Here is a 25,676-nt window from a genome sequence, read left to right as displayed (position 1 = left end):
TCTACTAATAGAGCAACGTGCCCGCCAACCACCAGCCATTTTTATCAGCTAATGCCAGACAAAAAGGTGTAAGTGAGTAGCCACTTCCAACCGATTGCTCTACACATTGGCGTGTGGGTGTTTTCAATCAATGTCTCGCAGTCGAGCATAAACCAAGATAACGTTAGTGTAAGTGAAGTCGCGGTGCATGCGGCGATTATGGGATTGGAAGACTTATGTGACTTGATGCAAAGTTACGGATTGGCTAATAAGGCATCAAGTATTAACTTTATCGTGTGAATATGAGGCATAATCTTAGATATGTGCGATTCAGATAAAGTATTGTAGTTGCGCTGCTGTTGTTGGCTATCCAAGTGGCGTGACGGCCACTATGACATTCGGGGGGAAATAGTGTTGAGAGCGATATAAGCTCGAAATTCAGGGAAGGTTACTCAAATATTAATAAAGGCAATGTTCGCTTGAAGTTAAGGATGATGATCTCATTTGATCGATTCAAACGTGATTGTCCGACCGCGTTTATTTGCTGTATGGTAAAAGTTTTTGCAACTTTGGCTTAAGGATCATATCCTGCGGCTGAAAAGATCGGCATCTCAAACCGAAAGCCGTTACGGATAGTTTGAGATGCCGCCGATAATACACTTGCCAAGTATAGCCAGTGGCTCGCTGATCCTTGGGCAAAATCAGCTGCAGGCCGCTTCAAAGGGGTAAATTTGCATGCTCTCAGAGAGTATATAATACTTATAATCGCATTTGGATAAGTTGTCAGGGTTATCTAGAATTAAGCTAAACCCGGAGCGTTCAGAGCGTGGCAAGCCAAGTATCTTCTTTACATCAGACCGCAGGCCGTCAATACGTGTTACCGATATAACTTCACCGGACTTAACGATTAGCAGATACTGCTGAGATTGTTCAGATTTTTCGTCTACATATCCCCAGCCTGAGACAATAGTGGTTGAACCCTGCGCAGAAAAAGAATCAATATAGCCATGAGCCTGAGTTAAAGCTCCCGAGAGACGTAGAGCGCCGCCATCGTTGGTCATCTGTAGGCTTTTTTTGATTACTGCTACACTTAGTCCTGTAGTAGCAGTATAAGCTTGAGTTAAAGCTCCCTCAGTAATGTTATCAATAGCGGTAACCAAGGGGGTAACGATAAAATTGTTATTTTCTTTAAGGTTTTTGCTAACTGCCATGATGTTTGCTGTTAGCAACCATGTCGTTATAACCACTAGAAAAATATTCACAATTTTTGGAGCATTCATTATGCATGCTCCGAGACGGATAGTTTTGACTTCATAGTAAATGCCCTACACGTCAGAGCTAGCATGTAAGCCATAAAGGGAATAGTCACGAATAGATATCTGCCCTGCGGCTGAGGCATTGCGAGCTGAGAACCTATAATGCTTAAGATCACTATCGAAGGTATCATGCCTAGTATCATTATTAAAGGTAATGCATGCTCCAGATAAAAATCTTTCTTTTCAAGTTTTTTATAGCTGAAGATAGTAGAGAGAAGCGCTGTTGCGATTGCCGTGCAGCCAACCACCTCGGCGATCATATATTGCCATGACTGAATATAGATATTCATCCATCCCGTGACGGAGAAATAGCTCATCGCGGACATACGAAGCCAAGGGGCGAGCGTTTGAAAGTTGATCAGTTTATCACCGCATATCAGATAGCATGTGCCGGCAGTTGAGCCCGGATCGTTTCGATGCATTTCGACAAATGCAACTTGACCTGATACTCCAGTGATTTCACCAAAAGTGCTATAGGTAAATATGAGCATCGGCGCCGCTACTATTAGGGCTGATGCCAGCAAAGCGGCCATTAATTTTAAATTGATCCCCTTAAAATATAGCCTGGAAATTATAATGGCGACGATAAAGACAATGCTCGGTAAAAAATATAGCTTGGCAAGTAAAAGTAGGCCAACGCAAGCTCCTAGCTGTATCGCATTATTGAGTGTTGGCCTGCTATTTAGATCTAAAAGTGCCGCCAAACTCATAGCTATTACGGTGATGCCATATGCGTCACTATTAAAGTAAGAAAAAATAAAGCTAACTTGTGGTATTAACGATACTGCAACAGCAATTAGAGCGGACGTCCGCGGCAGGAGTTCGTGGGCGCGCGCTATTCTGTAAAGTGCGGTGATGAACAGTCCAGCCAAAGTCCAGTTAAATATTCTCGCACCAAGATACAGTAGATTCTCAGGTAACAGATATGAAGCAATTGTCGTTGTGATCAAACCGCCGACAACATGTGGGAAAGGTAAGCCGTGATACCAGAACGAACCGGCTCGCCATGTGTGATGTGTCAATTCGCCTGAAAAGGCTTGTGGTGTGTTTATAGTGGTTGGGAATTCATGCAGCGTGAAAATGTAGTCCAGAAGATAAAAGTGGGTGGACTCATCAGGTGCCCCACTGAATGGAATAGTGAAAGACCAGATAATCACCAGTAATATGTAGCTCACCCCCAGCATTATCTTGTAACGCGCATCCTGTTGTGTAGCTGCCACACTCGTCAGGATGGCATTGTCTGTTCTATGTGGGGTTGCAATCATTTAGTGTACCATCTCGTTAAGTTTCTGGCTCTCGCCCCGCTGATTCTTTAGCCTCTATCATCTCTGCAAGGGGGGGCGTCTCTCTTTCGCATGAACTGATACGTTGCAAGAATTCATGAATTCGTGAACGTAAGAACATAGTAGCAAGGCCCCAAACTCCCCCGCGAGCTACATACTTCCTTTTCCGAGTTATTCAGATGCGCTCCACTTTTTTGGGCGAGAATAGCAGCTTTGAAAGGGAGTACGTGATTGGGATCGTTAGAATAATTGATGCCAAGGGGGCCAGCATTGCATTTAGATCAAGCTTCTCAACCCACAGCCAGATAATCATAAGGCTCGCGAGGTATTGAATCAGATATATGAAAGGAAACAGGATAGCTGCTTTCGCACCTCTGTGACTTTGAAAAACAAAGTAGCGGTTCAGTACAAATGCGAGCAGGATACCGAAGCCATAAGCAATGCTATACGCTACGGCATAACTAAACATCTGAAGCATTAAAAGGTAGACGAGGTAGGTTACGGCGGTATTAACTCCGCCAGACATCAAAAAACGGAGGAAGCTGATCTGACTCAGCTTCCCGAAAGCACCGCTGATCTTCACAATTGGTATTTTTTCAATGCAACGAACTCGTCATAGTTGCGTATATAGTCTGACGAGTCGTAGTAGTGGGATGCGAAGACTAGAAGCACGGCATCACTTGAATATCGATACTGGATGCCCCAAGTCATCGGCGGCAGGTGGATGCCGACGTTGGGTTTATCCAGAATGAACTCCTCCCGATTGGTGCCGTCGTCTGCGACTACGTGGACTGTTCCCTTAACCGCGATGAGAAATTGGTGGCAAACACGATGAGCATGCTCTCCACGTGTTTCCGCAGTGGGTACGTCATACACGAGAAAATATCGTTCAGCCTTGAAAGGTATTGAGCGGTCAAATTCACCCACAGACAAGCTGCCGCGTATATCGGTGACTTCCGTCAGTGAGTTCAGTGTCACACCCGAAACAGAGGTGTTCTGTGACGACTGATTAGCTGGCGCGGAAGTGTCTTGTTTGGTAGTGCCAGGCTTGGCATTAACGTAGCCTATGATTTTTGCGGGGTTCCCCACCACAATCGCGTTAGGGGGTACTGACCGGGTTACTACCGCACCTGCGCCCACCATCGCGTTGGTATCAATGGTGATCCCGGGCAAGATAGTGCAATTAGCGCCAAGCGAAGCGCCTTTGCGTATCACTGTTCTTGAGAAGGTTTCCGGGTATACCTTGCTTCTCGGAAAGCGATCATTGGTGAATGTGACGTTCGGACCGATGAAGACATCGTCTTCGATTTCAATCCCGTCCCAGATCTGCACACCGCACTTGATGGTTACACGATTGCCAATGATCACGTCGTTCTCGATGAAGACCTGATCACAGACATTGCACTCTTCGCCTAGCTTTGCAGACGGCAAAATATGAGCGAACGCCCAGACTCGTGTTCCCTTGCCAATATTCTTGCTCTCACACAGAGCATGGGAATGGACGAAAAAATCACGCGCCAACTCAGTCATTGCTTAACCCCATAACTCTCTACGCGCATTGGAATAGCCAATGGGCGATTTTTAGTATTCTCGTAAGTCCGCCAAGCATACGACCCTACGATTCCCAGCCCCATGAGGTTTGCACACCCCAGGAAGGTAGTGGTCAGCATGATCATTGCATAACCCGGCACTTCGATCATTCCGTTTAATTTCGCGATGGCCACAATTATCCCCATCATTGCTGCCAAACCTGCACCTACGCCGCCTACACGGATCAGAAGACGAATCGGGAGGTCGGTGAATGAGAAGACACTGTCCATCAAATAATTAACCTTCTTGCGGAAGGTCCACGCGGATGTGCCATGTTCGCGCTCATTGCGCGAATAGGTGATGCATTTGCGCCGATAACCCAGCCAGAAGATCTGAGCAATCAATGAACTATGACGTTCGTCCAGCGTTAGCAGAGTGTCCCGGAACGCGACATTGCAGCCGAACATATCGACGCCCCCAGGAGGAATCTCAGGGACGACATAGCGGCGATAAAAGCCCCAGAAAATGCGCGATGCAGTTCGCGATAATAAAGGGTCTTTGCGGCCTTCACGAGCGCCAACGACTACGTCTACAGGTTCAGTGCGCAGGATTCGATCCATCTCTGCGACGAGCGACGGAGGTTCTTGCAGATCCGCGGCCATCACAGCGAAACGGCTACCGGTCCCATGTTGAAGGCCAGTACGGATCGCCATGAACGAGCCAAAATTGCGCGAAAGCAGTATGAGCTTTGATACAAAGCTCTGCGTGGGTAAGGCGCTGCTCAGCAGCTCAAAACACCGGTCGGGACTGCCGTCCACGACAAACACTACCTCAAGCTCACCGTCGAGTTGGGTGTTCAGCCCCGTAACCGCCTTAAGCAGGTCCGGGATTGATCCTTCATTTTTGTATACCGGTATGACGAGGGTGAGCAAGCTTATCTCCTTATGAAAAATACTTTGTGACCGCAGCGATAACTCGGTCCACTTCCTCATCAGTGAGGCCAGGGAAGCAAGGCAGCGATATTACCTGATCACACGCTTTTTCGGTAACAGGCAGATCAAAGCTAACTGGATACGCAGGCTGATGATGGTCCGAAATGGGGTAGTGTATGTCGGTAGTTACCCCTTGATCTTTCAGGAACGCTGAAAATTTTGCGCGATCATCGGTGCGCACCACATACAGGTGGGCCACGTAGTCCACATCTACTGAGTGTGGGAGCTGCAAAGGCAGCTTGGAAAACGCATTATTGTAACGCTGCGCTATTGAGCGACGTTGCTCGTTGCACTTGTCTAGCAGTGGCAACTTAAGCCGAAGTACGGCGGCCTGAATCTCGTCCAGACGGCTATTTCGTCCTCCTGGGATTGCCACGGTGTACTTCGAAGACCAACCGTACTGGCGCAATTGACGTATGGTTGAGGCTAACTGCTCATCGTCAGTCACGATCGCGCCTCCGTCGCCTAAGGCTCCCAGATTTTTGGTCGGATAGAAACTAAAGCATGCGACTGTGCCGAAGCTGCCTGCTTGTTTTCCGTCCTTACGGGCCCCGTGAGACTGAGCGCAGTCTTCTAATACCGGTATGTTCGCGGCGGTGCTTATTCTGACAATCTCTTCAATGTTCGCCAATTGGCCGTACAAGTGAGTAACAATAATTGCATCAGGTTTCTGACTTATAGCTTCGCTCAACGCTACAGGACACATTGTTAGTGATTGGGGGTCAATATCAACGTAGATGGGAGACGCACCCAAGGCATGAATAGCGGTGCTCCCATAAAATCCTGCGTTGGCTACGGCCACTACTTTGGACGTCTCGTTGATGCCCAAGGCTTTGAGCGCAAGCTCAAGTGCATCGGAACCATTGGCCACTGACACGCAGTGTTTGGCGTTCAAGTATTCGGCAAACTCAGTTTCAAAGCCGTTTACTTCTTCACCCATCACATACCAGTGGCGCGACAAAACATTGCCAATTGCGCTCATCAAGTCAATACCATGATTGACCTTGACAGCCGAAAAAAGTGGAATTGTAGTGTTCATGTTCATCTCCTGAAAAATTAACGTGCTGTCGCTGCCCGGCATCTAATTTCTAGATCATCTATTGTGAATTTCTGAGGCTCAGTGACTGGGTCGAACCTTATTTCGTTCTTGAAGCCGCTGGAGCTATTTAAATCAAATTGGAGTAACTGTGATGTAGCCTGATTATGGATAGCCACGGTTTGCGAGTTCTCCTGCGCGTAGCCACTTGATTCTTTTGTTAGAAAAAAAACTTGGGCCAAACTATCTGTCGTGCTTCGAATTTTTGCCACCACTGTCAAGTGGCTGCAGTTTTCAATGCTGGAATTACCTGTTAGCGGTAAAATCATCATTGGATCATTGCCTGAAAGATAGGAAAGTTCGGTGCCCGATCCTGGTATGGTGGACATGTTGACGAGTTTAATATTTGCTAACTGATTGCTTAACCTGAAGAGGGGAGCCGGGTTATCCGTGCCAAGAGCAATAGGAAGGAACGGTATGATGCGCGAGAAGGACGCTCCAACAGCGAGACCGTTGTGCAAGCCCTTTCTGAGATCTGATAAGTATATTGTTTCACAATTTATAGCTTCCCCCGTTTGAAATTTCGGAAGAATGCAGGTTAGACCGGTGGTTCTGTAGTTTAGAGTCGCTCGGTAAAACGCAGGGTGGGCCATCAAGGGTGTATACATGATCGCACCCACTAACAAAGCGGCTATCATCGCAGAAAAAATCGCGGTACCTTTATGGCTCCACTGATCTGGAATTGCCTTCATGATCGAGAGTGCTAGCCAAGGCCATAATAAAGTCACCCAGATGAAATGAAATCGCTGAAATCCCGCTGCGAAAATATCCAATGGTTCATTCATGTTGTCTGGCCGTAAATTGGTTCGGCCTGCTGAGATCAGCAAAAGGTACACGAAGACGGTTGTAATCAACGCCACAAAAATAGCGATATTTTTGTTTTCCTGGTCGGTCGTCTCATTCTTGTAAACTTTCACAAGTCCGCGAACTGCCATGATGCCCGTCAACAAAACGACCAGCACAGTGATAACCAAGGACAGCTTCAGATGTCCCGCAGGTAACATTAATGATCTTGCAATTTTGCCAAGGAAAAATAACCAGAAATCTATCTGCCATGGGAAAGCCATCGGCGCATCGGCTCGATGTGTACCATGCTGTATTCCTATGATAACCCACGCCTGCGCCGCCGTCGTTATAGCGGTGCCTGGTAGCATCGCTATTATCATCCACCTAAGTCTTACTTTTAAGGGGGTGGATATAAGGTGTTGCATTAGTGTAAAGGTTAAAAGCACTGTCAGATTAGCGAATGCCCCGCTGATATATGAAAAGCCTGACAAAAATGTCATCGCCACAACCAAAGGAATTGCTCGCTTTAATCGCAGGTTTTCTGAAAAGGTAATCATTAAGATTGCGAGAGAAAATACAATAGGTAAGCCTTGGTGGTACGCAAGGTTTGACCATCCCCAGTAAGTGTCCGGCTGCACAAAAAATACGGTTATTGCAAATGATGCGGCAATTATGGTTGGGTTGTCAGTACTTTTTTTAATTAGCTTCCATTGCAGGGTTAGTACGCTTCCCAACACGGCAGTAAGTGATAAAAGCTGATAAACAACGGTGTTGCCGTTAAATAATCTGAAATTTAGTGAGTCTAGAAAGAGGCCCACGGCGTAAATGGTGTCATTTACAGGAGTAAAGAGATAACCAATGGCGAGGCGGCCCATGTCGTTGTGATCGTACTGGCGCCAGTCGTCGTAGAGGGGGATGTCCATACCATACTTCAGCCACGAGCCAATGTTCAATGCCAGACTTATAACCGGTATAGCGATTAAAAATATAGTTATGAGTCTAAGGACTACGCTTCTGCGGTTATTTTCTTTATGGCTAATAGTATCGTTCACTGACTAATTCCGTTTCGCAATTTCTGATTTTCAGTCCTATAACTCATCAGGGTGCACTACGGGCGGCTGCGTATGCACTGCCCCCCGTAGCGGCGCTTCAAACCCTGCTGATCCGAGGAACCGAGGCTATGCCAAAATCCTCTGTCTCAAAGCTCAAGTTCGGATTATAAACCGGATCCCATGCAATGATGTCCTTCCACTTTTGCTGCATGTAATGTACCTCACTCATAAACCGCTCGCGTTTATCCGGAGTGTCTTCTACCCCTCTCGTTGCGGATTCATGATGATAGAGGTCGGCATTGGGCGTCCAGATGTTCTGGTAACCAGCCCCTTTGATCTTGAGGCAAAGGTCCACGTCGTTGAACGCGATTTTCAGCTCGTTTTCATTTAGCCCGCCAACCTCTTGGAACACTGCCTTGCGAACGACCAGGCACGCAGCGGTCACGGCAGACATGCCTTGTATGAGAGAGGCACGACCGAAATATCCGTGGTGTCCCCGAGGCATGTGTTTGTGAGCGTGCCCCGCGAGGGTCAGCGGACCCATAATAATGCCGCCGTGTTGCAGGGTATCATCCGGATACCATAGACGTGCGCCTACAGCACCTGCACCGGGCTGTAGCGCAAGGGAGACCATTTCACCGAGCCATTCAGCGTTGATTACCTCGATATCGTTGTTGACCAAGCCAATCAGTTCGCCGTTGGCTACTGCAACTGCCCGGTTATTCAGTGCCGAGTAATTGAATGGGCCATCGTCACGAATCACCCGAATATTGGGTTGCTGATCCAATTCACTGAAATAGTTGAGGCTTTCTACTTCGTCCGAACCATTGTCAACGAGAATAATTTCATAGTTCTTATAGGCGGTTTTTTGAGCAATGCTGTCGATGCATTGCTTGACCAGCCCGTGCGCGTTGCGCGTCGGAATAATCAGACTTACCAGCGGTTCGGCCGGTGGCAGGTCGTAGTGGACGCGGTACATGCCGAAGTCCAGAAGTTCAGTATTTCCAGCTACGCCAATACGTTGCAGATGCTCGTCCAGTGCCTTTTGGCCTGCCAGTTGCGCGTAGGGTTTCTCACCCGGTGACAGGGCAGTGCTACCAGCGTGAATGCGCCAGTGATAAAGGACGCGGGGGATATGTACAATTTGTTCGTCTTTGACCTTTTCGACGCAACGCAGTGCGAGGTCGTAGTCCTGAGAACCCTCCATACCTAAGCGGAAGCGGCCAACCTGTTCAACCAGATCACGGCGATAAGCGCCCAGGTGGCTGATCATATTGTGAGAGCGGAAGAGGTACATATTCCAGTCTGTTTTGAAATAAGGCGCGGACCGGTTGCCGTGAACGTCGATTTTATCTTCGTCGGAGTAAATCAGCGCCACCCCCGGATTTTCCACGACTGTGCGGGCTATCCAGTAGAGGGCATGCTCGGGCAGAAGGTCATCGTTATCCATAAGTGCCACATACTCCCCTTTGGCAATATCAAGGGTGGAGTTGGTAGCGTTGCAGATATGACCGTTCTTTTCACGGTACACAACGTTGATGCGTTTGTCCGTCTTGCTCAGGCGTTTAAGACAAGCCTTCACTTGCGGGTTGGTCGAAGCGTCGTCTGCGATGCACAACTGCCAGTTGGTATAAAGCTGGGTCTGCACACTCTTGACTGCTTCTTCGAGCATCTCAAGTGGTGGGTTGTAGACAGGCATCAAAATTGAAATCAGTGGTGCATTATGCCATTGCGCAATATCAGTACGCGCTTTGTCTCTGTCTTCATTTGTAAGGGTGTCAAAAGCCCTCACCCATGCGGCGTAGCCTTCTTCTGGCGTTTCGTCCAGGTTGTTGGCTGTCGCAGTCTGACCGTAGCCGATGCGTGAATTCAGAATTCTGGCTTTAAGCTCTGAAATCCCACCAGACCGAAGTGTCTTCAGGGCTTTTTTCAGCGCGTTACTTAGGCCACCATTACGCTGAACTATGCTTCTTAGCAATGTTGTAGCGCGTTTCGCCATTCGCAAAGCCCGAGCTGCAGAGCGTAACGGCCGGGTTATCTTGAAACTCAGGGATGAATGCCACGCGATGGCCTGCAAATTCAGATTATGGATGTGCGTGTCTTTCTCGGCCAATTGCCTGGCGTGGTCACTGATAAGGTTCTGTATGTGCACCTCCTTATCATTCAACTGGCCTAGGTGAGTCTCACTGATGCTTAGCACCTGGTCTTCCATGATTTTTTTCTGAAGAGCCTGCTCCAGTTGCGTGGCTTTTAGATTCAGCTCTTCCTGCATTTTAAGCGCTTGGTCATTATGCTCTCTGCAAGCTTCAATCTCTTCTGCCGCTTCCTTGAGTCGTGCCTCTTTGTCTGTGAGAAGGTGGTTGAGCTTCTTGTTGATGCCCAGTAGAAGTTGCAGAGGCTCATGCATAATTTCTTGGGGGGCAATCTGGCTATCCAGCTTCAGTTCCTGAGCTACACGCTCGTCAGTATGAAGTACGATCTCCAACTCCAGTGCAAACTGCGCATTGGTTTGCAGATTCGTCAAATCTACCGGCAGCTGAAAGCTAGGATCGTCGTCCATGCTCAGCAAAAAACCGGAGCAATCAGGACGAGCTAACTGCAGCAGGCCGGAGGTATTACGCAGCTCATCCAATCGCCCGCTCCATGTCCAGACTACCTGGCCATTGCTTAACAAACGCATATGATTGATGGAAAAAGATATGCGGGTATCGACCGGATCTATCCTGATATGCTTCGGCACCTGCTCAAAGTCCGGGAAGTCAAAACTGATTGTCTGAACTCCAGGAGCAATTTTTATTGCTTCAGTAGATTCTTCAGAAAAATTACCGTGCTCATCACTATAGTAAATTTTCGCCTGCATATCAGCGCGACCGGACTGTTTTTTCTGGTTGATAGGCTCATCAGGCGCCCAGTTCAGAAATGTTTCGGCAGATCTGCCTGTCACTTGCTCTTGGAATTGAGCTTCTGTGGCAATGTAACCATCGAGCTCGGTGCTCGTAACCTGTAGACCACCGCTGCCAAAAATTTCGATGATGAATTGACGACGGCTGTAAGGCACTGAGCTTGTAACCTCTGGGGTTGCCGAAGCGATCAGAAGTAGCAGCGCTCTCATGAGCAGGTGACCCAGAGGTAATCCCGAGGTCATCTCCCACTCTATATCAATCAGTGCCGGCGTCTGATCTTCCTGGATGACGATGTTTTGCGGAACTGCATCGAGAAAATACCCTGGAAGTATTTGGGATACGTTATCTAGCGGCGTATCGATACCCTGTTCAAGCAGTAATGCTTGCAAGCAATCAACGTAGCGCTTGAGGAACTCTCCAAAATCCTGGATTGTCCAGTCAGGCGTCGCCGCGACTTTCAGAAAGTCTCCACTTAATACGTGACCACGAATATAAGATGCTCGCTCCGGGAGAATGTATCTGAACTCGCCTGTCTCTTTCTCGGCGGAGGCGCGTTGTATGCGACTATATTGAACTTCAATACCCGAAGCTGTTTCGACGAACGAGGATTCCTTACAGTACGCAGGCTTCCTGCCGGTACTGTAATGAAAAGCCAATATTTCAGCGGGTAAAGCTGGTTTATCATCCAGCGCGGCCGAAATCAAAAATGAGTTGGCCATGTCCATGCCAAGACCATTATCGATAACGACTGGCCAGGCCTGTTCAAGCTTGAAGAAAGTTTCGGCAGGTAGTTGTGGATCTTTTTTGACATTCTGCCATGCCAGCGCAGACGCATCGAAAGACTTGGACGCGAGTCCGCGCTCGGTGGTAATCGAGTTGGGCAGTTTGTAGTCGGGGCTTGGTGACAGAAAGTCAGTTCTGCTGAACCCTGCCTTTTTGATTAGCGCAGCAATTTCCAGACGGCCGAACGTTTTTGGCTGCCCTTTGATGTAGCGGCCTTCAATCCCGTACATGGGGACGCCCAAATGATCCTCGGGCGCACCGGCAAAATATTTCAGACCCAGCTGGTTCTCGATGGCGATGAACAGGTGACCGCCAGGCTTCAGCAGGCTTCGAATCCGTTGCAGCATCCCAAGTGCCGGGTCTTCAGCCGAGCTAAACATGCTCGCGTACTCAAGGACGCCGATCAAGGTTATGACATCGAACTTGTGCTCAGTTTTGAAATCATCGAAGCGTTCGGCGAGCACTACAACGTTATCGAGATCTCGAGTGCGGCTGGCGGCCATTTTCGCGCGCCTGGGGCTTCCTTCCAAACTCAGGACTTGTCCACCGCATTCACCCAGATAACGAGAAATTGCGCCACAACCGGCGCCGATTTCGAGGGTGCTACCGCCGAGGTAAGACTCGAACGGGCGCAGGATGTTGCCACGTGATGAACTCAGGTGGTAAAGCGTAGCCCAGTCGGTGCAGTGCTGGCTCAGCTCTTGAGACAAGACCGAAACATCATTGGCTTCACGAATTATTTTGGCCAACTTGACTTCTGATGCATCGCCGTCGCTGTATGCGATTCCTGCAAAGTTGGGGCGACCCCAGACCTTCGTGGATTCATCAAGGGCATAACCTTGCTGTTCAAGATCAAACATTTTTATTTACCTGATCAATTTCCATTGAAACAGCCAGATCAATCAGGCCAAGCAGTTTCGGAGTAGGGGCTACTACAAGATGTAATGAGTCATAACGACGGTCATGGGGCAAAATTTCTTCACCTTCACGGGACGCGATGCCCAGAGATATAAAATAGTCGCCAGCCGCGAGGCGAGCGATGAATTTGAGACTGCCGCGCGCGAACGTGCCAGCGCCACCTACGCTCTGCATACCCTCGCACTCAAGCATGAAGGAGTTGGTGCCATAAACGGTCACCCCTTCTTTTGTCTTGATGGTAAAGCCCAGGATTGGATTGACAATCAGGCGGTTAAAACGCACTGCAACATTGAGCACGACTTCTTCGCCAGATTCGACGCTATGGGGGAACGCCTTACCTCCTGCTGTGTAGTGGTAGTCGAGCAACGTAGCGCCGCCGTCCCCCCAGCGGTACTCATGGGGGTTGTATCCGATGCGGGTATGGAACATTTCTGACCCGAAATCCAGCAGCTCATCAGCAGCTGGTTCCTGAACATTGGCAGGCAATTGGGCTGTATCCGGGGCGGCAGATTCTTCAGGCCGCTTTTCACGGCCGAACAGAATATCGAGATAACGGTTAACAACAGGCCGGGAGCTGCCGATCATCTCGACACGACTGCGCTCCAGCAAGATCGCTCGGTTGCAATGAGTCACGACTTGTTCACTGGCATGTGTCACCAGCAAAATACTGGTTCCATTTTCTTTCAGTTGGCGTAGCCGTTCGAAGCATTTGGCTTGAAACCGGGCATCGCCTACCGATAAGGCCTCATCGACAATGAGGATATCGGGGTCTACTTGTGCCTGTACGGCAAACGCTAACCGAACGGCCATACCACTGGAATACAATTTGACGGGTTGATCGATAAACTCACCTATATCGGCGAATCCTGCGATGGCGTCGAACCGATCGTCAATTTCGTCTTTGCTCAATCCCAGCACCGCGCCATTCAGGTAGACATTCTCTCGGCCGGAGAACTCAGGATTGAAGCCTGAACCCAGTTCGAGCAGGGCGGCGATACGGCCTTGGGTTTCGATTTGCCCTGACGTAGGCATCAGTGTGCCGCAAATAATTTGCAGCAACGTCGATTTGCCTGAACCATTGCGTCCGACAATCCCGACGGTCTCGCCTTTTTTGACACTGAAGCTGACGTTGTTGAGTGCCCAGAACTCCTTCCCATAGGTGGATATCCTGTCGCCCACAAGGCGCTGTAGCCGAGGGACAAATGACTGTTTCAGACGGTCCGAGGGCTTCTCGTAAGTGTAAAAACACTTGGAGACGTCCTGCACGCTGATTGCAATTTCATCAGAGGACATCAGCAAATCCCTTACGAGTTTTTTGGAAAAGCCAGAAGCCTGATGTCGCAATCAGTACCCCTACGATCATGGCAATCCCGAGGTGATCCCACTGAGGCATATTCCCCATAAGCAACACGCTGCGGCTTTCCTCAATAATGTATGTCAGTGGATTGAGTTGTATCCAGGGACGGTAGATTTCCGGCAACGCTGCCGTGGGGTAAAGAACGGGAGAAAGGAACATCAAGACCGTGGTAAGCACACCAATTATCTGACCTACGTCACGGAGGTAGACACCCAGCGACGCAAGTAGCCAACTGATCCCCAGGGTTCCCAAAATCATCGGCACCATTATCAACGGGAAAAAAATCGCCGACCAATACAGCGTGTGGGTAAGAAGCAATTGCGCGAGTAGCAGTACAATCAGGCTTATGATCCCGTGAAAAATCGCCGAGCCGAGCGAGATAGCAGGGAGGATTTCTACCGGAAAAAGAACCTTCTTAACGTAGTTCGCGTTGGACATGATTAATGATGGGGCTCTGTTTGCGCACTCGGCGAAAATCCCGTGGACGATCATTCCGACGAATAACTGAATCGCGAAACCACCTTTCCCCAAGTCCTGCCCCACCCACCTTGCTTTGAAAATTTCAGAAAAAACAAAAGTGTAAACCGCCAGCATCAGGACCGGATTGAAAAATGACCACGCAAGACCCATGACCGAACCGCGATAACGGCCGATCACTTCTCTTTTGGTCATCTGAACAATTAATTGTTTATTGTGCCAAAGGCTGCGGACCATGCTCAGAGGGCCAGCAGAAGGTGCCAAATGCGGATTCACTGATCGAATACCTCCGCGTCACTCAGCAAACTGGCCAGTTGGTCCTTGGACGATAACGTCGGCAGCCCGTCAAGCTGCCAGTCGATACCCAATTCCGGATCATTCCAAGCCAGGCTTCGCTCAAACTGTGGGGCATAATAATCGGTCGTCTTGTATAAGAATTCGGCTTTTTCGGACAACACCAGAAAACCGTGTGCAAACCCTTCTGGTACCCAAAGCTGGTGTCGATTGGCCGCGCTGAGCTTCGCCGCGACCCATTTGCCAAAGGTAGGTGATTTTTTTCTGAGGTCTACAGCGACATCAAGGACTTCACCTTGGGAAACCCGAACGAGTTTCCCCTGCGGCTGCTTGATCTGGTAATGCAGTCCTCGCAGCACCCCACGCATTGAGCTCGAGTGGTTGTCCTGGACGAAGTTGATTGGTCGTCCCACCGCTTCTTCAAATACTTTCTGATTGAAGCTTTCGTAGAAGAACCCTCGGTCATCGCCAAAAATCTTTGGTTCGAAGAGAATGACTTCAGGTATCGCAAGAGGTGTCGCATTCATTAACGCATTGTCTCCACGAAAAAATTCAGAGTGGTTGGCGCGAATCCACGCGGTAGGGAGCACAGGAGTGACAGACGATTTTTCAGATTATTCGTCAAAGGCTGCAGCTCGACGCTTCGCTATGGTCGCGGTGTCAAGGCTTATCGCCCATGCCCTGGTTGTTGGCAGGTACGTCATGTTCAATGGGTTCCCTGTCGATGGTTTTGACGGAGCACCGCAGTTGGTTTGTGACGAGTAAGCCTGGCTGGGTATCGCGTTCATTCAGGACTCTTGTTATTCAATTACGACCAGCACCAGGTATTGGGAGCGGCGAGAGCTGACAAGCAGCGCGCTGGAGGAGCATTTCGACCACCGAAAAATTAGCGGCCAACCTTATCACAAAAGGTGGATTTCGGTCGTTTTGAAATACCTGATAAAGCTTGGATAGGGATGCCTGCAGGGGATGTTTCGAAAGCGTGGCATATGCTGGCGAGGCCTAAGAAGTGGTGAATTTGATCGAATTCCGGTGAATGAGCCATGTATGCCCGCGGCACGGCGTCACCTTGGTTAAGGCGTTTAAGGGCATGGGGCCGAGGTGTCGCCATGAGCTCTTTCGCCCCGTCACCCTTTCGATCATGGAGAGGCCACGTGTAAACGCTACTTCGTCGCCATATGCGCTAGATAGCAGGAGCTCATTCATTTGATTGGCGCACCTATGATCGCGGTGATGATGCACAGTATTCTGAACAGGCATCGGTCGCGTAGACGTCGTCGGCATTGACTTGGGCCCAGCCCCAGTGCCATCAAATCAATACGATTGAGCGCTCGCCAATGGGGTCTGGTCGACGATTCTTTTTGGTCGTTAACCAGTGCTTCAATCAGCTTTACCTGCCCAAACCACCAGCCGTTACGAATCATCCGATACCGCACGAACAGCGCCTGTACCCCTACGTTCGCACCCACCTGGTTATCTTGATGTTGCCGGTAGTCCATCCCGGGGGCGGGGTCGATGTACCAGCGATATCCGTTGCTACGCGCAAATGCATAGATGTACCAGTCATGTAGCGTAACGTTTTGTAGTGCGTCCCACTGGCGACGAATTTGGCTCTGCAAGTGGAGAACGAATGCCTTTTGCATGACGTAGGTGCAACCAGGCCCTGCTGCTTCAAAGTAGTGATCCCAACGGACTTGCGGCTGCGCTTTATCGAGAAGCTGCCTATTGCCGTCCGGCCAAAAAGCGGTGACGTTGCCTGAATAACAATTCACCGGGTATGTGGACAGATAATAAGCTGCGCGTAAAAGTTTATCGGGATGCCACCGATCGTCCTGATCTGCAAGTGCTATGAAGTCGAACTCGTCTATATCAACAGTACGAAGGAGATGAAAAAAATTGCGACTCGCTCCACCATTTCCTTCAGCCGGTGGCAGCAATGAGATATTCGCATGACCTGCTGCATAGTCGGCGCACCAAGCCTGTGTAGCATCCGATGAGGCATCGACGCTGATGAAGATATGGACCTTGACACCCGTTTGGGCCTGAATGCTGGCAATCTGCTCCTCGATCCACTGCATGCCGTTATACGCTGCGAGCAGCACTGCTATCTTAATCTGGGGGGCTGGCATCTTGCCTCTGCGTCGAAATAAAGATGAGAATTCAATCGCTCTGTCAGAGCTGATTCAGTGCTACCGCAACGTAAAGACTAATGGTCCCCGCAAGCGTCTGCCTGTAAAGACGCGCCTTTTTAACCAGGAACAGTCTCGTCCAGAGATTACTTTTCCGCAGTTGCTCGAAATAGCCCAGAAGCAGGCGATTGTGAGGTGTCAGTTCGGATGTGTATTCTCTCAGGATAAGCAGGTTTTTTTCATTCCAGTATTTGGACATGCCACCTAGCATGTCGCGTACACGGCGGATACGATTTTGGATGCCGGTGTTTGCACCAATTATATTGGCGCCGTGCTGACGGTAGAGCAGGGTCGGTTCCTGATCGAAAACTATGAGCCCGCCGCAGCCACTCACGATTAAGTAGGCGAGCCAGTCATGGGCGATAACGGTGGCTTGTAAATCTGTTCGTGCCAGTAGTTTTCGGGCCGACTCGTTGATTAACATTGTGTTTGCGCCAGCAAGGCTTTGCACCAACGCATTGCTAAAGCTTGGGGGCTTAATGAACGAAGGGCTTACGCTCGTCAAATTTCCTTCTGAGTCGATGTGCTGTGTTCTAGAGCAGTACAAAGAAGGAGCGTTCTGCTCATTATTTGCCAGCGCAGCGAGGCTTCTTTCCAGCTTGTCTGGCAGCCATATATCGTCTTGATCGCTGAAGGCGTAGTAATCGCAATTGATCGTTTTATTGCGAATCAACGACATGAAATTCTGAGCGAAACCCATCCTGGGTCCATTGAAAACGAGCATGCCCTCGCCCAGTAGCGCTTGGTAGTCCTGCAGAATTCTGCCCGTACCATCTGTAGAGCCGTCATCCGACACGAACAATTGCCAATGCTCATAGCTTTGGGCAATAAAAGATTCAATTTGCCCCTTCAGGTAAGTTTCACCATTGTAGGTGCAGAGCAATATCCCAACCATCGGAGGCTTCAGTAGATCGGATGGCGCGGTGCGATGATCTTTGATTGAGTGAGGAGGTGACTGATCTACCATGGTTACCAATGCTGCCGTTTTAAATGAAAGCTACTGTGAGTATCGTGTCCGTTCCAGGCAACGATGCGGTACGAGCATAGGGGGCTTTGACCGCTGCCGGTGGCGTTAGGGCAATGGCAATATTATCCTTGCGATACCGACTAAGGCTGAGCTCGATCAATTTTCATCACTTTCCTACCCCTACATTCGCCTTTTCCTACGCGCTATCTGTCACTTCTTTAACGGTTGTTTGTTCACAAGTGAGCGGTTACGACCAATACGCAGTGTCTTGGCGACAAAGTTACGCAGTCTGTTGTCGAAGAAGCCCAGTACGCGTCGTCCTGTTTCTTCCGGTCTGCCACTGAACGAGGTGACGTGAAAATAGTCAGTGTGGTCTGGCGATTGTTTGGAAAAATAGTAGTTCGAGACGCAGCAGCGCACGTCGTCCGTGACGACCCCGCTGACGGAATGCCAGGACGCTTTGTTGGTTTCCATGACCACCATTCGGTTGCAGGCCGATACGATGGTCTTAGGCGTTTTCACGTTTTCGTCCCACAGCTCAAAATTCCCACCGTTTTCCATTGCCCAGTCTGGGGTTACGTAGTAGAGAAGGTTGAGGCGTCGGTACAGGTCACGATCTGCGCCATGGCTGTTGTCAATGTGCGGGTTCAGAAAGCCGCCTTTGAACATCATGGACAACCCGCCCGCGTAAAGGCTCGGGTCAGGCTCGATGTGCTCGAATCGGGTCAGCTCCGCGACTTTTGAAACGACCGACGGATGCTGCATTGCGTAGGTGATTGCCGCGAGAATCGGCGGGAGCTGGGAAAGATCCGTCAGCGTCTTCTTCTGTTCGCGAAAAGTCGCGCGATCCAGAAAAGCTTCGGTATTGCGTGGGAAGGCTGCATAAATAGCTTGCACCGTCTCCTTCGGCAGAAGGTCATCAACAACAAAATGACGCGTGGGCGTGCCTTCAGGATTATCCCATTGCAGCTGAATTTTATCGCTGAGGCTGTCCAGTCGTTTGACTATGATCTCTGCTATTTCCGCAACTTCCATCAGTACTCCCATGCGCATCATGAATTCAGGGCACTACCCTAAGGTTCGAAGAGGTCGACATCTCCGTCTTCGTCAGTCGGATTAGATGGTCGTCGCGTCCACGATTCCCTCTGCGGGGCTTGCCTTGAACGGTCCTTTAACTAATCACCGCGGCTTGTGCCAACGCTGTCTTTGGCGTGATGTGGCCAATGTTAACCGGCAGGCCAAACAGATAGAAGTTTTTTACGGATACGCTGTGTATTCTGAGTACTTCATTGACAGCCAATTTCCCCTGCGCAGGTAGGTGCTTTTGTTGTTGAAAATACTCATACAGTCACCGGGCTTACCTTGAAATCTCTCGTTTACCTAATCACTGGCGCCACCGGTTTCATTGGCCGAGCTCTGTTCGATTACCTGTGTAACCAAGGCGCGGCGGTGCGCGGTACATCACGTCGCGCAGATAACGGCGCTGAAGGCTGGATACAAGTCGCCAGTATCGATCGCAACACCAATTGGGCTGCCGCGCTAACCCATTGTGACGTGGTTGTTCACACCGCAGGCAGAGCGCACGTTCTGCGCGAGCAAGAAGCGGATCCGCTTGAGCAATTTCGCAAGGTCAACGTCGAAGGCAGTTTGGCCTTGGCCCGTCAGGCAATGGACGCGGGTGTTCGACGATTTGTATTCATCAGTTCCATTGGTGTTAACGGTCCTGAAACCCCACTGGGTCAGCCTTTCACTGAGCTTTCCACTCCGGACCCGCAGCAGGCTTATGCCCAGTCGAAGCTTGAAGCCGAGCTGGCATTGCGTGATCTGGTGGCAGGGCAATCCATGGAATTGGTAATAGTTCGTCCGCCGCTGGTCTACGCGGCTCATGCGCCCGGTAACTTCGCCCGCCTGTTGGGACTTGTTGGCAAGCGGTTTCCGCTGCCCCTGGGCCGCATTCGCAATGCCCGGAGCATGATCGCGCTGCAAAATCTGGTGGGGTTTCTTGAGCTTTGTCTTACGCATCCGGCGGCTGCCAATGAGACGTTTGTGATCGCCGATGGGCAGGATGTTTCGACGACCCAATTGGTTGAGTTTCTGGCGCAGGGCATGGGGCATCGCGCAAAGCTTCTTCCTGTTCCGGTCTCCGCATTGCGTAGCGGTCTTGCTTTGCTTGGCCGCAAAGGGCTGGGCCAGCAACTGTGCGGGTCGTTGCAGGTAGACGCCAGTAAGGCACGTCACTTGTTGGGGTGGCAGCCCGAGATTGGTACGGCCGATGCATTGCGCGACAGTGCCAGGCAATGGCTGCAGTCCCGTTCTTGAGTCCGAACCGTATAGAATGGCCATTTTTCGAAGGATGTAAGCGTTTGATGGACTTGAGTTTCTGGTGGGTGCCTGCGATCGTTTTGTTATCGGCGGGGCTTACCTGGGTATTACGGCGTTACGCATTGGCACGTAGCCTCATGGACATTCCCAACGCGCGAAGCTCCCATAGTTTGCCCACGCCTCGGGGCGGGGGCGTCGCCATTGTCCTGAGCTTTCTATTGGCGCTGCTGGTTATGCAGATTGAAAGCCCCGGGGCCTGGCATGCAACGCTGGCCTTGGGCGGTGCCGGCCTGGCCGTTGCAATTCTGGGTTTCCTCGATGACCACGGCCACATTGCGGCGCGCTGGCGGTTGCTTGGGCATTTCGGTGCTGCTGTCTGGGGGCTTTACTGGTTGGGCGGCCTGCCACCGTTCAGCCTGTTCGGCGCCACGTTCGACCTCGGTTGGGTAGGGCATGTCCTGACGTTGTTCTATCTGGTCTGGATGCTCAACCTTTATAACTTCATGGATGGCATCGACGGCATCGCCAGTGTCGAGGCGATTTGCGTTTGCCTGGGCGCCTGTCTGATCTATGTACTTTCAGGTCATGGGTCATTGATCGCTTCACCGCTGTTGCTGGCTGCTGCCGTGGCAGGCTTTCTGTTCTGGAATTTCCCACCTGCGCGTATTTTCATGGGCGATGCCGGTAGCGGCTTTCTCGGCGTCATCGTCGGGCTGCTTTCGCTGCAAGCCGCATGGGCTGAGCCGTCCTTGTTATGGAGCTGGCTGATTTTGCTGGGCGTATTCATTGTCGATGCAACGGCAACACTCATTCGCCGCCTCGTACGCGGTGACAAGGTATACGAAGCGCATCGCTCCCATGCCTACCAGTTTGCGTCACGTCGTTTTGGTCGGCATCTGCCGGTTACCTTGGGGGTGATGGCTATCAACGTGCTCTGGCTGCTCCCGCTGGCCATGGCGACAGGCGTCTGGGGATTTGATGGCGCTACCCTGTTGGTCATTGCATATGTACCGTTGTTGGTACTGGCTTTAGTGCTAGGGGCGGGGGGGCTTGAATCGAGTGATGCCAACCGTCTGTAATAAAAATGCTACAAAGGTCGTTTTCAACTAAGCGCTGTCCAACGACAGTCCGTACAATAGCGTATGGATTTAGTGTGGTTGAGGGATGAAAATGTCGTTGCGCTCGCGAATGCTCGGTCTTTCGCGCCAAAACAAACGAATGCTGCAAGTCGGTGCCGACGTCGCCATTATCTGGGCGGCCCTCGCTCTCGCTTTTTTTGTGCGGCTCGGGCTTGAGGTTGCTTATTCGGCCCTCACCGCGCATTTGTGGCTTTTTATTGCGACCCCCTTACTGACCATTCCCATCTTCATACGCTTTGGCATGTACAGAGCGGTGATGCGCTTTTTTGGCAATGATGCGCTCATTACCATATGCAAGGCAGTAACCCTTTCGGCGTTGCTGGTAGGCTTTTTTGTGTACTGGTACAGCGACCACAAGATAATCGTCCCGCGCTCCATCGTGTTCAATTACTGGTGGTTGAGCCTGGTCATGGTGGGCGGTCTACGCCTGTTCATGCGTCAGTACTTCATGGGCGACTGGTTCATGGCAGCCCAGCATGTGCCTTTTGCTTCACGCAATGATGCTCTGCCTAAAGTTGCGATCTATGGCGCGGGTTCGGCGGGTAACCAGTTGGTCGCAGCGTTGCGCATGGGGCGCTCCATGCGTCCCGTGGCGTTTATCGACGACGATGAAACGATCACCAAACGCACTATTGCAGGGTTGCAGGTTTATAAACCCCGGCACATTCAGCAGATGATCGACGCTACAGGCGCTGGAGAGGTCCTCTTGGCCTTGCCATCAACCACCCGAGTGCGGCGTCGTGAGATTCTCGAGTATCTGGAAGGCTATGCGCTTCACGTACGTAGTGTTCCAGCCCTCGCGGACTTGGCCAGTGGCCGGGTTAAGGTGGATGACATCCAGGAAGTCGACATCGCAGATTTGCTCGGTCGTGATTCGGTGCCTGCGCAGGACGATCTGCTGGAGCACTGCATCACTGGCAAAGTCGTGATGGTCACCGGGGCCGGCGGCTCAATCGGCTCTGAGTTGTGTCGCCAGATCCTGATGCTCAAGCCCACCAAACTTCTGCTGCTGGATCACGGCGAGTTCAACCTTTACACGATACTCGGCGAGTTGGAACAGCAGGTTCAAAGGGGCTCGCTGGACGTTGAAGTGCTGCCCATTCTCGGCTCGGTTCGTTACTTCGGCAAAATGGTCGATGTCATGCACACGTGGGGCGTGGACACGGTTTACCACGCCGCAGCGTATAAACATGTGCCTATGGTTGAGCACAACATCGCCGAAGGCGTGCTCAACAATGTCATGGGCACGTTGCATACGGCACAGGCTGCCTTGCAGGCCGGGGTCACCAACTTTGTGTTGATCTCTACTGACAAGGCTGTGCGTCCGACCAACGTTATGGGCAGTACCAAGCGGCTTGCGGAAATGGTCCTGCAGGCACTCAGTCGTGAAGTTGCGCCTGTGCTGTTTCGTGGCAGCAGCAATGTTTCCCAGGTCAATAAGACACGATTTACGATGGTGCGCTTCGGTAACGTGCTTGGCTCGTCAGGTTCAGTCATTCCACTGTTTCATCAACAGATCAAGAGTGGTGGTCCGTTGACCGTGACGCACCCGGCCATTACCCGCTATTTCATGACTATCCCTGAAGCCGCTCAGTTGGTGATACAGGCAGGCTCCATGGGGCGAGGCGGGGACGTCTTCGTGCTGGACATGGGCGCCCCGGTGAAGATCATCGAACTGGCCGAGCGAATGATCAATCTGTCCGGGCTCAGTATTCGATCCGAGCGAAACCCTCACGGTGATATCGCTATCGAGTTCACCGGATTGCGGCCGGGTGAAAAGCTCTATGAAGAGTTGTTGATCGGCGATAACGTCGTCTCGACACGCCACCCCATGATCATGAGTGCTCAGGAAGATTTCTTGCCCTGGAGCCAGCTCAAGGAGCAACTGGAGTTGCTGCTGGATGCTGTTTCCAGAGATGACTATCCCGATGTAAGGCGCGTATTAGGCGAGATGGTTGTGGGTTACGCCCCAGAGGGAGACATTGTTGACTGGAACTACCTTGAGACGCGTGCTGATCCCCAATAAGTGCCACGCGTTGGCGCGTGTATTGGATTATCGACAAACATGGCTTTAGGCTATGCCTGGATCATTTGCCGAACAGCTGAACAAGTAGTCTTGTCTCAACATGAAATTTAACGGCGTGGCTCTATAATCGATGGCGTTGTTGCATTGTTTTTGAGATAACTCGTCATGACTTCATCCTCGCCTGATGTTCTGCAGGTTGCGTAGATGACCCAGGATGCTGATCAAGGGGACTGAAGGAATCATGGAAAAACTTAGGGCGTTCTTGTTAGCGCTGCCTCGCCGTCAAAAACGAATCATTCAGGTAGCCACTGATATTGTTCTGGTGTGGGCCGCGCTGTGGATGGCGTTCTTCGTCCGGCTGGGCGCCGACGATTTGATTAACCCCCTGCAATCACACACCTGGCTGTTCATCAGCGCTCCTATTGTCGCCATCCCGCTTTTCATTCGAATGGGCCTTTACCGGGCTGTCATGCGTTACTTCGGTAATGATGCCCTCATCGCTATCATCAAAGCGGTCAGCCTCTCTGCGTTGATTCTCGGCTGCCTGGTTTATGTCTACAGCAATCATAAGCCGCTGGTTCCACGGTCCATCATGTTCAACTACTGGTGGTTGAGTCTGGTCATGATCGGCGGTTTACGTCTTGCCATGCGCCAGTACTTTCTCGGCGACTGGTTTGCAGCGTCGCAGCATGTACCGTTCGCTAATCGGGAAGATGGCATTCTCAAAGTTGCTATCTACGGTGCGGGTTCAGCGGGCAATCAGTTAGTGGCGGCTTTAAGAATGGGACGTCTCATGCGCCCCGTAGCCTTCATCGATGATGACGCGTCCATCACCAATCGAATTATCTCCGGGCTCCAGGTTTACAAGCCTCAACATATTCAGCGAATGATGGAAATGACCGGGGCTCAGGAAATCCTGCTCGCCATTCCATCTTCCACACGTGGGCGTCGGCGTGAAATTCTAGGATTTCTCGAAGGCTTCCCTCTGCACGTCAGGAGCGTTCCAGGGTTCATGGATCTGGCGGCGGGGCGAGTAAAAGTCGATGATCTTCAGGAAGTGGATATTGCTGACCTTCTGGGGCGTGACCCGGTGCCTGCTCAGGATCACCTGCTGGAGCGCTGCATCAAGAGGCAGACGGTTCTGGTCACAGGGGCTGGAGGATCAATTGGTTCGGAACTGTGCCGCCAGATCGTATTACTGGAACCCACGACTCTTCTGCTGTTCGATCATAGCGAGTTTAATCTCTACACGATTTTTTCCGAGTTAGAGGCCTTTGTTCAAAGCAAGACGTTGCCGGTGAAGCTGCTGCCGATTCTTGGATCGGTGCGCAGCCAATCCAAACTATACGACACGATGAAAACCTGGAATGTGACCACGGTTTACCATGCGGCTGCGTATAAACATGTCCCGATGGTTGAACACAATATTGCCGAAGGTGTGATCAACAATGTGCTGGGCACGGTTAATACGGCTCAAGCCGCGCTTCAGGCCGGAGTGGCCAACTTCGTGCTGATTTCGACTGACAAGGCTGTGCGTCCTACCAATGTCATGGGAGGAACAAAGCGTCTTGCCGAGCTGACGCTGCAAGCGTTGAGTCGAGAGGTTTCACCGGTCATGTTTGGTGACACCTCAAATATTCGTCAGGTCAACAAGACCCGATTCATCATGGTTCGGTTTGGCAATGTGCTGGGCTCGTCCGGATCTGTTATACCGCTATTCCATAAACAGATTCAGTCGGGCGGTCCGCTTACTGTTACTCACCCGAAAATCACCCGGTACTTCATGACCATTCCTGAAGCTGCGCAACTGGTGATTCAAGCTGGCTCGATGGGCATGGGCGGTGACGTCTTTGTGCTGGACATGGGCGAGCCGGTCAAAATTGTCGACCTGGCGGAAAAGATGGTGCATCTGTCCGGCCTGAGCATTCGGTCCGAAAAGAATCCCCACGGTGATATTTCCATCGAGTTCACGGGTTTGCGCCCCGGTGAGAAACTTTACGAAGAGTTACTTATTGGCGATAACGTTGTCTCCACGCAGCATCCAATGATCATGAGTGCTAATGAAGATTATCTTTCATGGGAAAGAATGAAGGGTTACCTGGACCAGTTGCTCGTTGCCGTTGCGGAAGATGACTATACGCGGGTCAGGAAAATACTCATGGAAACGGTGAACGGGTACGCTCCTGACGGCGAAATCGTGGATTGGAGTTATCAGCAGCGACACCGAAATCCTTGAGTGATCAGTCCGGTGAGCGCATGACTTTGTC

General features: G+C 50.9%; 18 protein-coding genes. 4 read left to right on the top strand and 14 right to left on the bottom strand.

From position 1 onward, the window contains the following. Window positions 1–680 precede the first annotated feature (680 nt). From CKW31_RS12095 to CKW31_RS12030, 14 genes are all read right to left on the bottom strand, one after another. Window positions 681–1,259: a hypothetical protein gene (locus CKW31_RS12095; RefSeq protein WP_095094824.1), complete on the bottom strand. Its 579-nt coding sequence runs from the start codon at window positions 1,257–1,259 to the stop codon at window positions 681–683. Beyond that, complete coding sequence (locus CKW31_RS12090; protein WP_095094822.1) at window positions 1,259–2,560, bottom strand: DUF2142 domain-containing protein; 1,302 nt, start codon at window positions 2,558–2,560, stop codon at window positions 1,259–1,261. Before CKW31_RS12090 ends, CKW31_RS12095 begins: the two co-directional genes overlap by 1 nt. Window positions 2,561–2,753: 193 nt before the next feature. Beyond that, window positions 2,754–3,161, bottom strand: a complete 408-nt coding sequence (locus tag CKW31_RS12085; RefSeq protein WP_371856729.1) for a GtrA family protein — start codon at window positions 3,159–3,161, stop codon at window positions 2,754–2,756. Continuing rightward, the gene (locus CKW31_RS30210; RefSeq protein ID WP_095094820.1) at window positions 3,158–4,108 is read right to left on the bottom strand and encodes a WxcM-like domain-containing protein; all 951 of its coding nucleotides are present in this window, start codon (window positions 4,106–4,108) and stop codon (window positions 3,158–3,160) included. The genes CKW31_RS12085 and CKW31_RS30210 overlap by 4 nt, the downstream gene beginning before the upstream one ends. Then, a complete protein-coding gene (locus CKW31_RS12075; protein WP_095095190.1) occupies window positions 4,105–5,046 on the bottom strand; it encodes a glycosyltransferase family 2 protein in 942 nt (313 codons plus the stop codon). The genes CKW31_RS30210 and CKW31_RS12075 overlap by 4 nt, the downstream gene beginning before the upstream one ends. A gap of 4 nt (window positions 5,047–5,050) precedes the next feature. Beyond that, window positions 5,051–6,139, bottom strand: a complete 1,089-nt coding sequence (locus tag CKW31_RS12070) for a DegT/DnrJ/EryC1/StrS aminotransferase family protein (RefSeq protein ID WP_176469865.1) — start codon at window positions 6,137–6,139, stop codon at window positions 5,051–5,053. A gap of 17 nt (window positions 6,140–6,156) precedes the next feature. Then, the gene (locus CKW31_RS12065; RefSeq protein WP_095094818.1) at window positions 6,157–8,034 is read right to left on the bottom strand and encodes a hypothetical protein; all 1,878 of its coding nucleotides are present in this window, start codon (window positions 8,032–8,034) and stop codon (window positions 6,157–6,159) included. A 97-nt stretch (window positions 8,035–8,131) separates the two neighbouring features. Beyond that, window positions 8,132–12,580 (bottom strand): glycosyltransferase, encoded by a 4,449-nt coding sequence (locus tag CKW31_RS12060; protein WP_095094815.1) that lies wholly within the window; start codon window positions 12,578–12,580, stop codon window positions 8,132–8,134. After that, on the bottom strand, window positions 12,573–13,931 hold the full coding sequence (locus CKW31_RS12055; protein WP_095094813.1) for an ABC transporter ATP-binding protein: 1,359 nt from the start codon (window positions 13,929–13,931) through the stop codon (window positions 12,573–12,575). The genes CKW31_RS12060 and CKW31_RS12055 overlap by 8 nt, the downstream gene beginning before the upstream one ends. Continuing rightward, a complete protein-coding gene (locus CKW31_RS12050; RefSeq protein ID WP_095094812.1) occupies window positions 13,921–14,748 on the bottom strand; it encodes an ABC transporter permease in 828 nt (275 codons plus the stop codon). Before CKW31_RS12050 ends, CKW31_RS12055 begins: the two co-directional genes overlap by 11 nt. Beyond that, entirely contained in the window at window positions 14,745–15,293 is a 549-nt protein-coding gene (rfbC, locus tag CKW31_RS12045) for a dTDP-4-dehydrorhamnose 3,5-epimerase (protein WP_095094809.1), read from the bottom strand. Before rfbC ends, CKW31_RS12050 begins: the two co-directional genes overlap by 4 nt. A gap of 675 nt (window positions 15,294–15,968) precedes the next feature. Continuing rightward, complete coding sequence (locus tag CKW31_RS12040; RefSeq protein WP_095094807.1) at window positions 15,969–16,895, bottom strand: glycosyltransferase; 927 nt, start codon at window positions 16,893–16,895, stop codon at window positions 15,969–15,971. A gap of 43 nt (window positions 16,896–16,938) precedes the next feature. Then, window positions 16,939–17,922, bottom strand: coding sequence for a glycosyltransferase family 2 protein (locus CKW31_RS12035; RefSeq protein ID WP_256582580.1), 984 nt, complete (start codon window positions 17,920–17,922; stop codon window positions 16,939–16,941). Window positions 17,923–18,132: 210 nt separating this feature from the next. Beyond that, entirely contained in the window at window positions 18,133–18,957 is an 825-nt protein-coding gene (locus CKW31_RS12030) for a 2OG-Fe(II) oxygenase (protein ID WP_095095187.1), read from the bottom strand. A gap of 327 nt (window positions 18,958–19,284) precedes the next feature. Between CKW31_RS12030 and CKW31_RS12025 the strand changes: the two genes are divergently transcribed. From CKW31_RS12025 to CKW31_RS12010, 4 genes are all read left to right on the top strand, one after another. Next, on the top strand, window positions 19,285–20,241 hold the full coding sequence (locus CKW31_RS12025) for an NAD-dependent epimerase/dehydratase family protein (protein ID WP_095094803.1): 957 nt from the start codon (window positions 19,285–19,287) through the stop codon (window positions 20,239–20,241). Between the two features lie 47 nt (window positions 20,242–20,288). After that, window positions 20,289–21,323, top strand: a complete 1,035-nt coding sequence (locus tag CKW31_RS12020; protein ID WP_095094801.1) for a glycosyltransferase family 4 protein — start codon at window positions 20,289–20,291, stop codon at window positions 21,321–21,323. Between the two features lie 91 nt (window positions 21,324–21,414). Next, a complete protein-coding gene (locus CKW31_RS12015; protein ID WP_095095184.1) occupies window positions 21,415–23,409 on the top strand; it encodes a nucleoside-diphosphate sugar epimerase/dehydratase in 1,995 nt (664 codons plus the stop codon). A 241-nt stretch (window positions 23,410–23,650) separates the two neighbouring features. Then, window positions 23,651–25,645: a nucleoside-diphosphate sugar epimerase/dehydratase gene (locus CKW31_RS12010; protein WP_095095181.1), complete on the top strand. Its 1,995-nt coding sequence runs from the start codon at window positions 23,651–23,653 to the stop codon at window positions 25,643–25,645. Window positions 25,646–25,676 lie beyond the last annotated feature (31 nt).

The organism is Pseudomonas sp. Irchel 3A5 (assembly GCF_900187575.1).
Lineage (GTDB): Bacteria > Pseudomonadota > Gammaproteobacteria > Pseudomonadales > Pseudomonadaceae > Aquipseudomonas > Aquipseudomonas folii.
The sequence above is the reverse complement of the archived record's forward strand: the minus strand, read 5'-3'. Positions and strand labels throughout refer to the sequence as shown.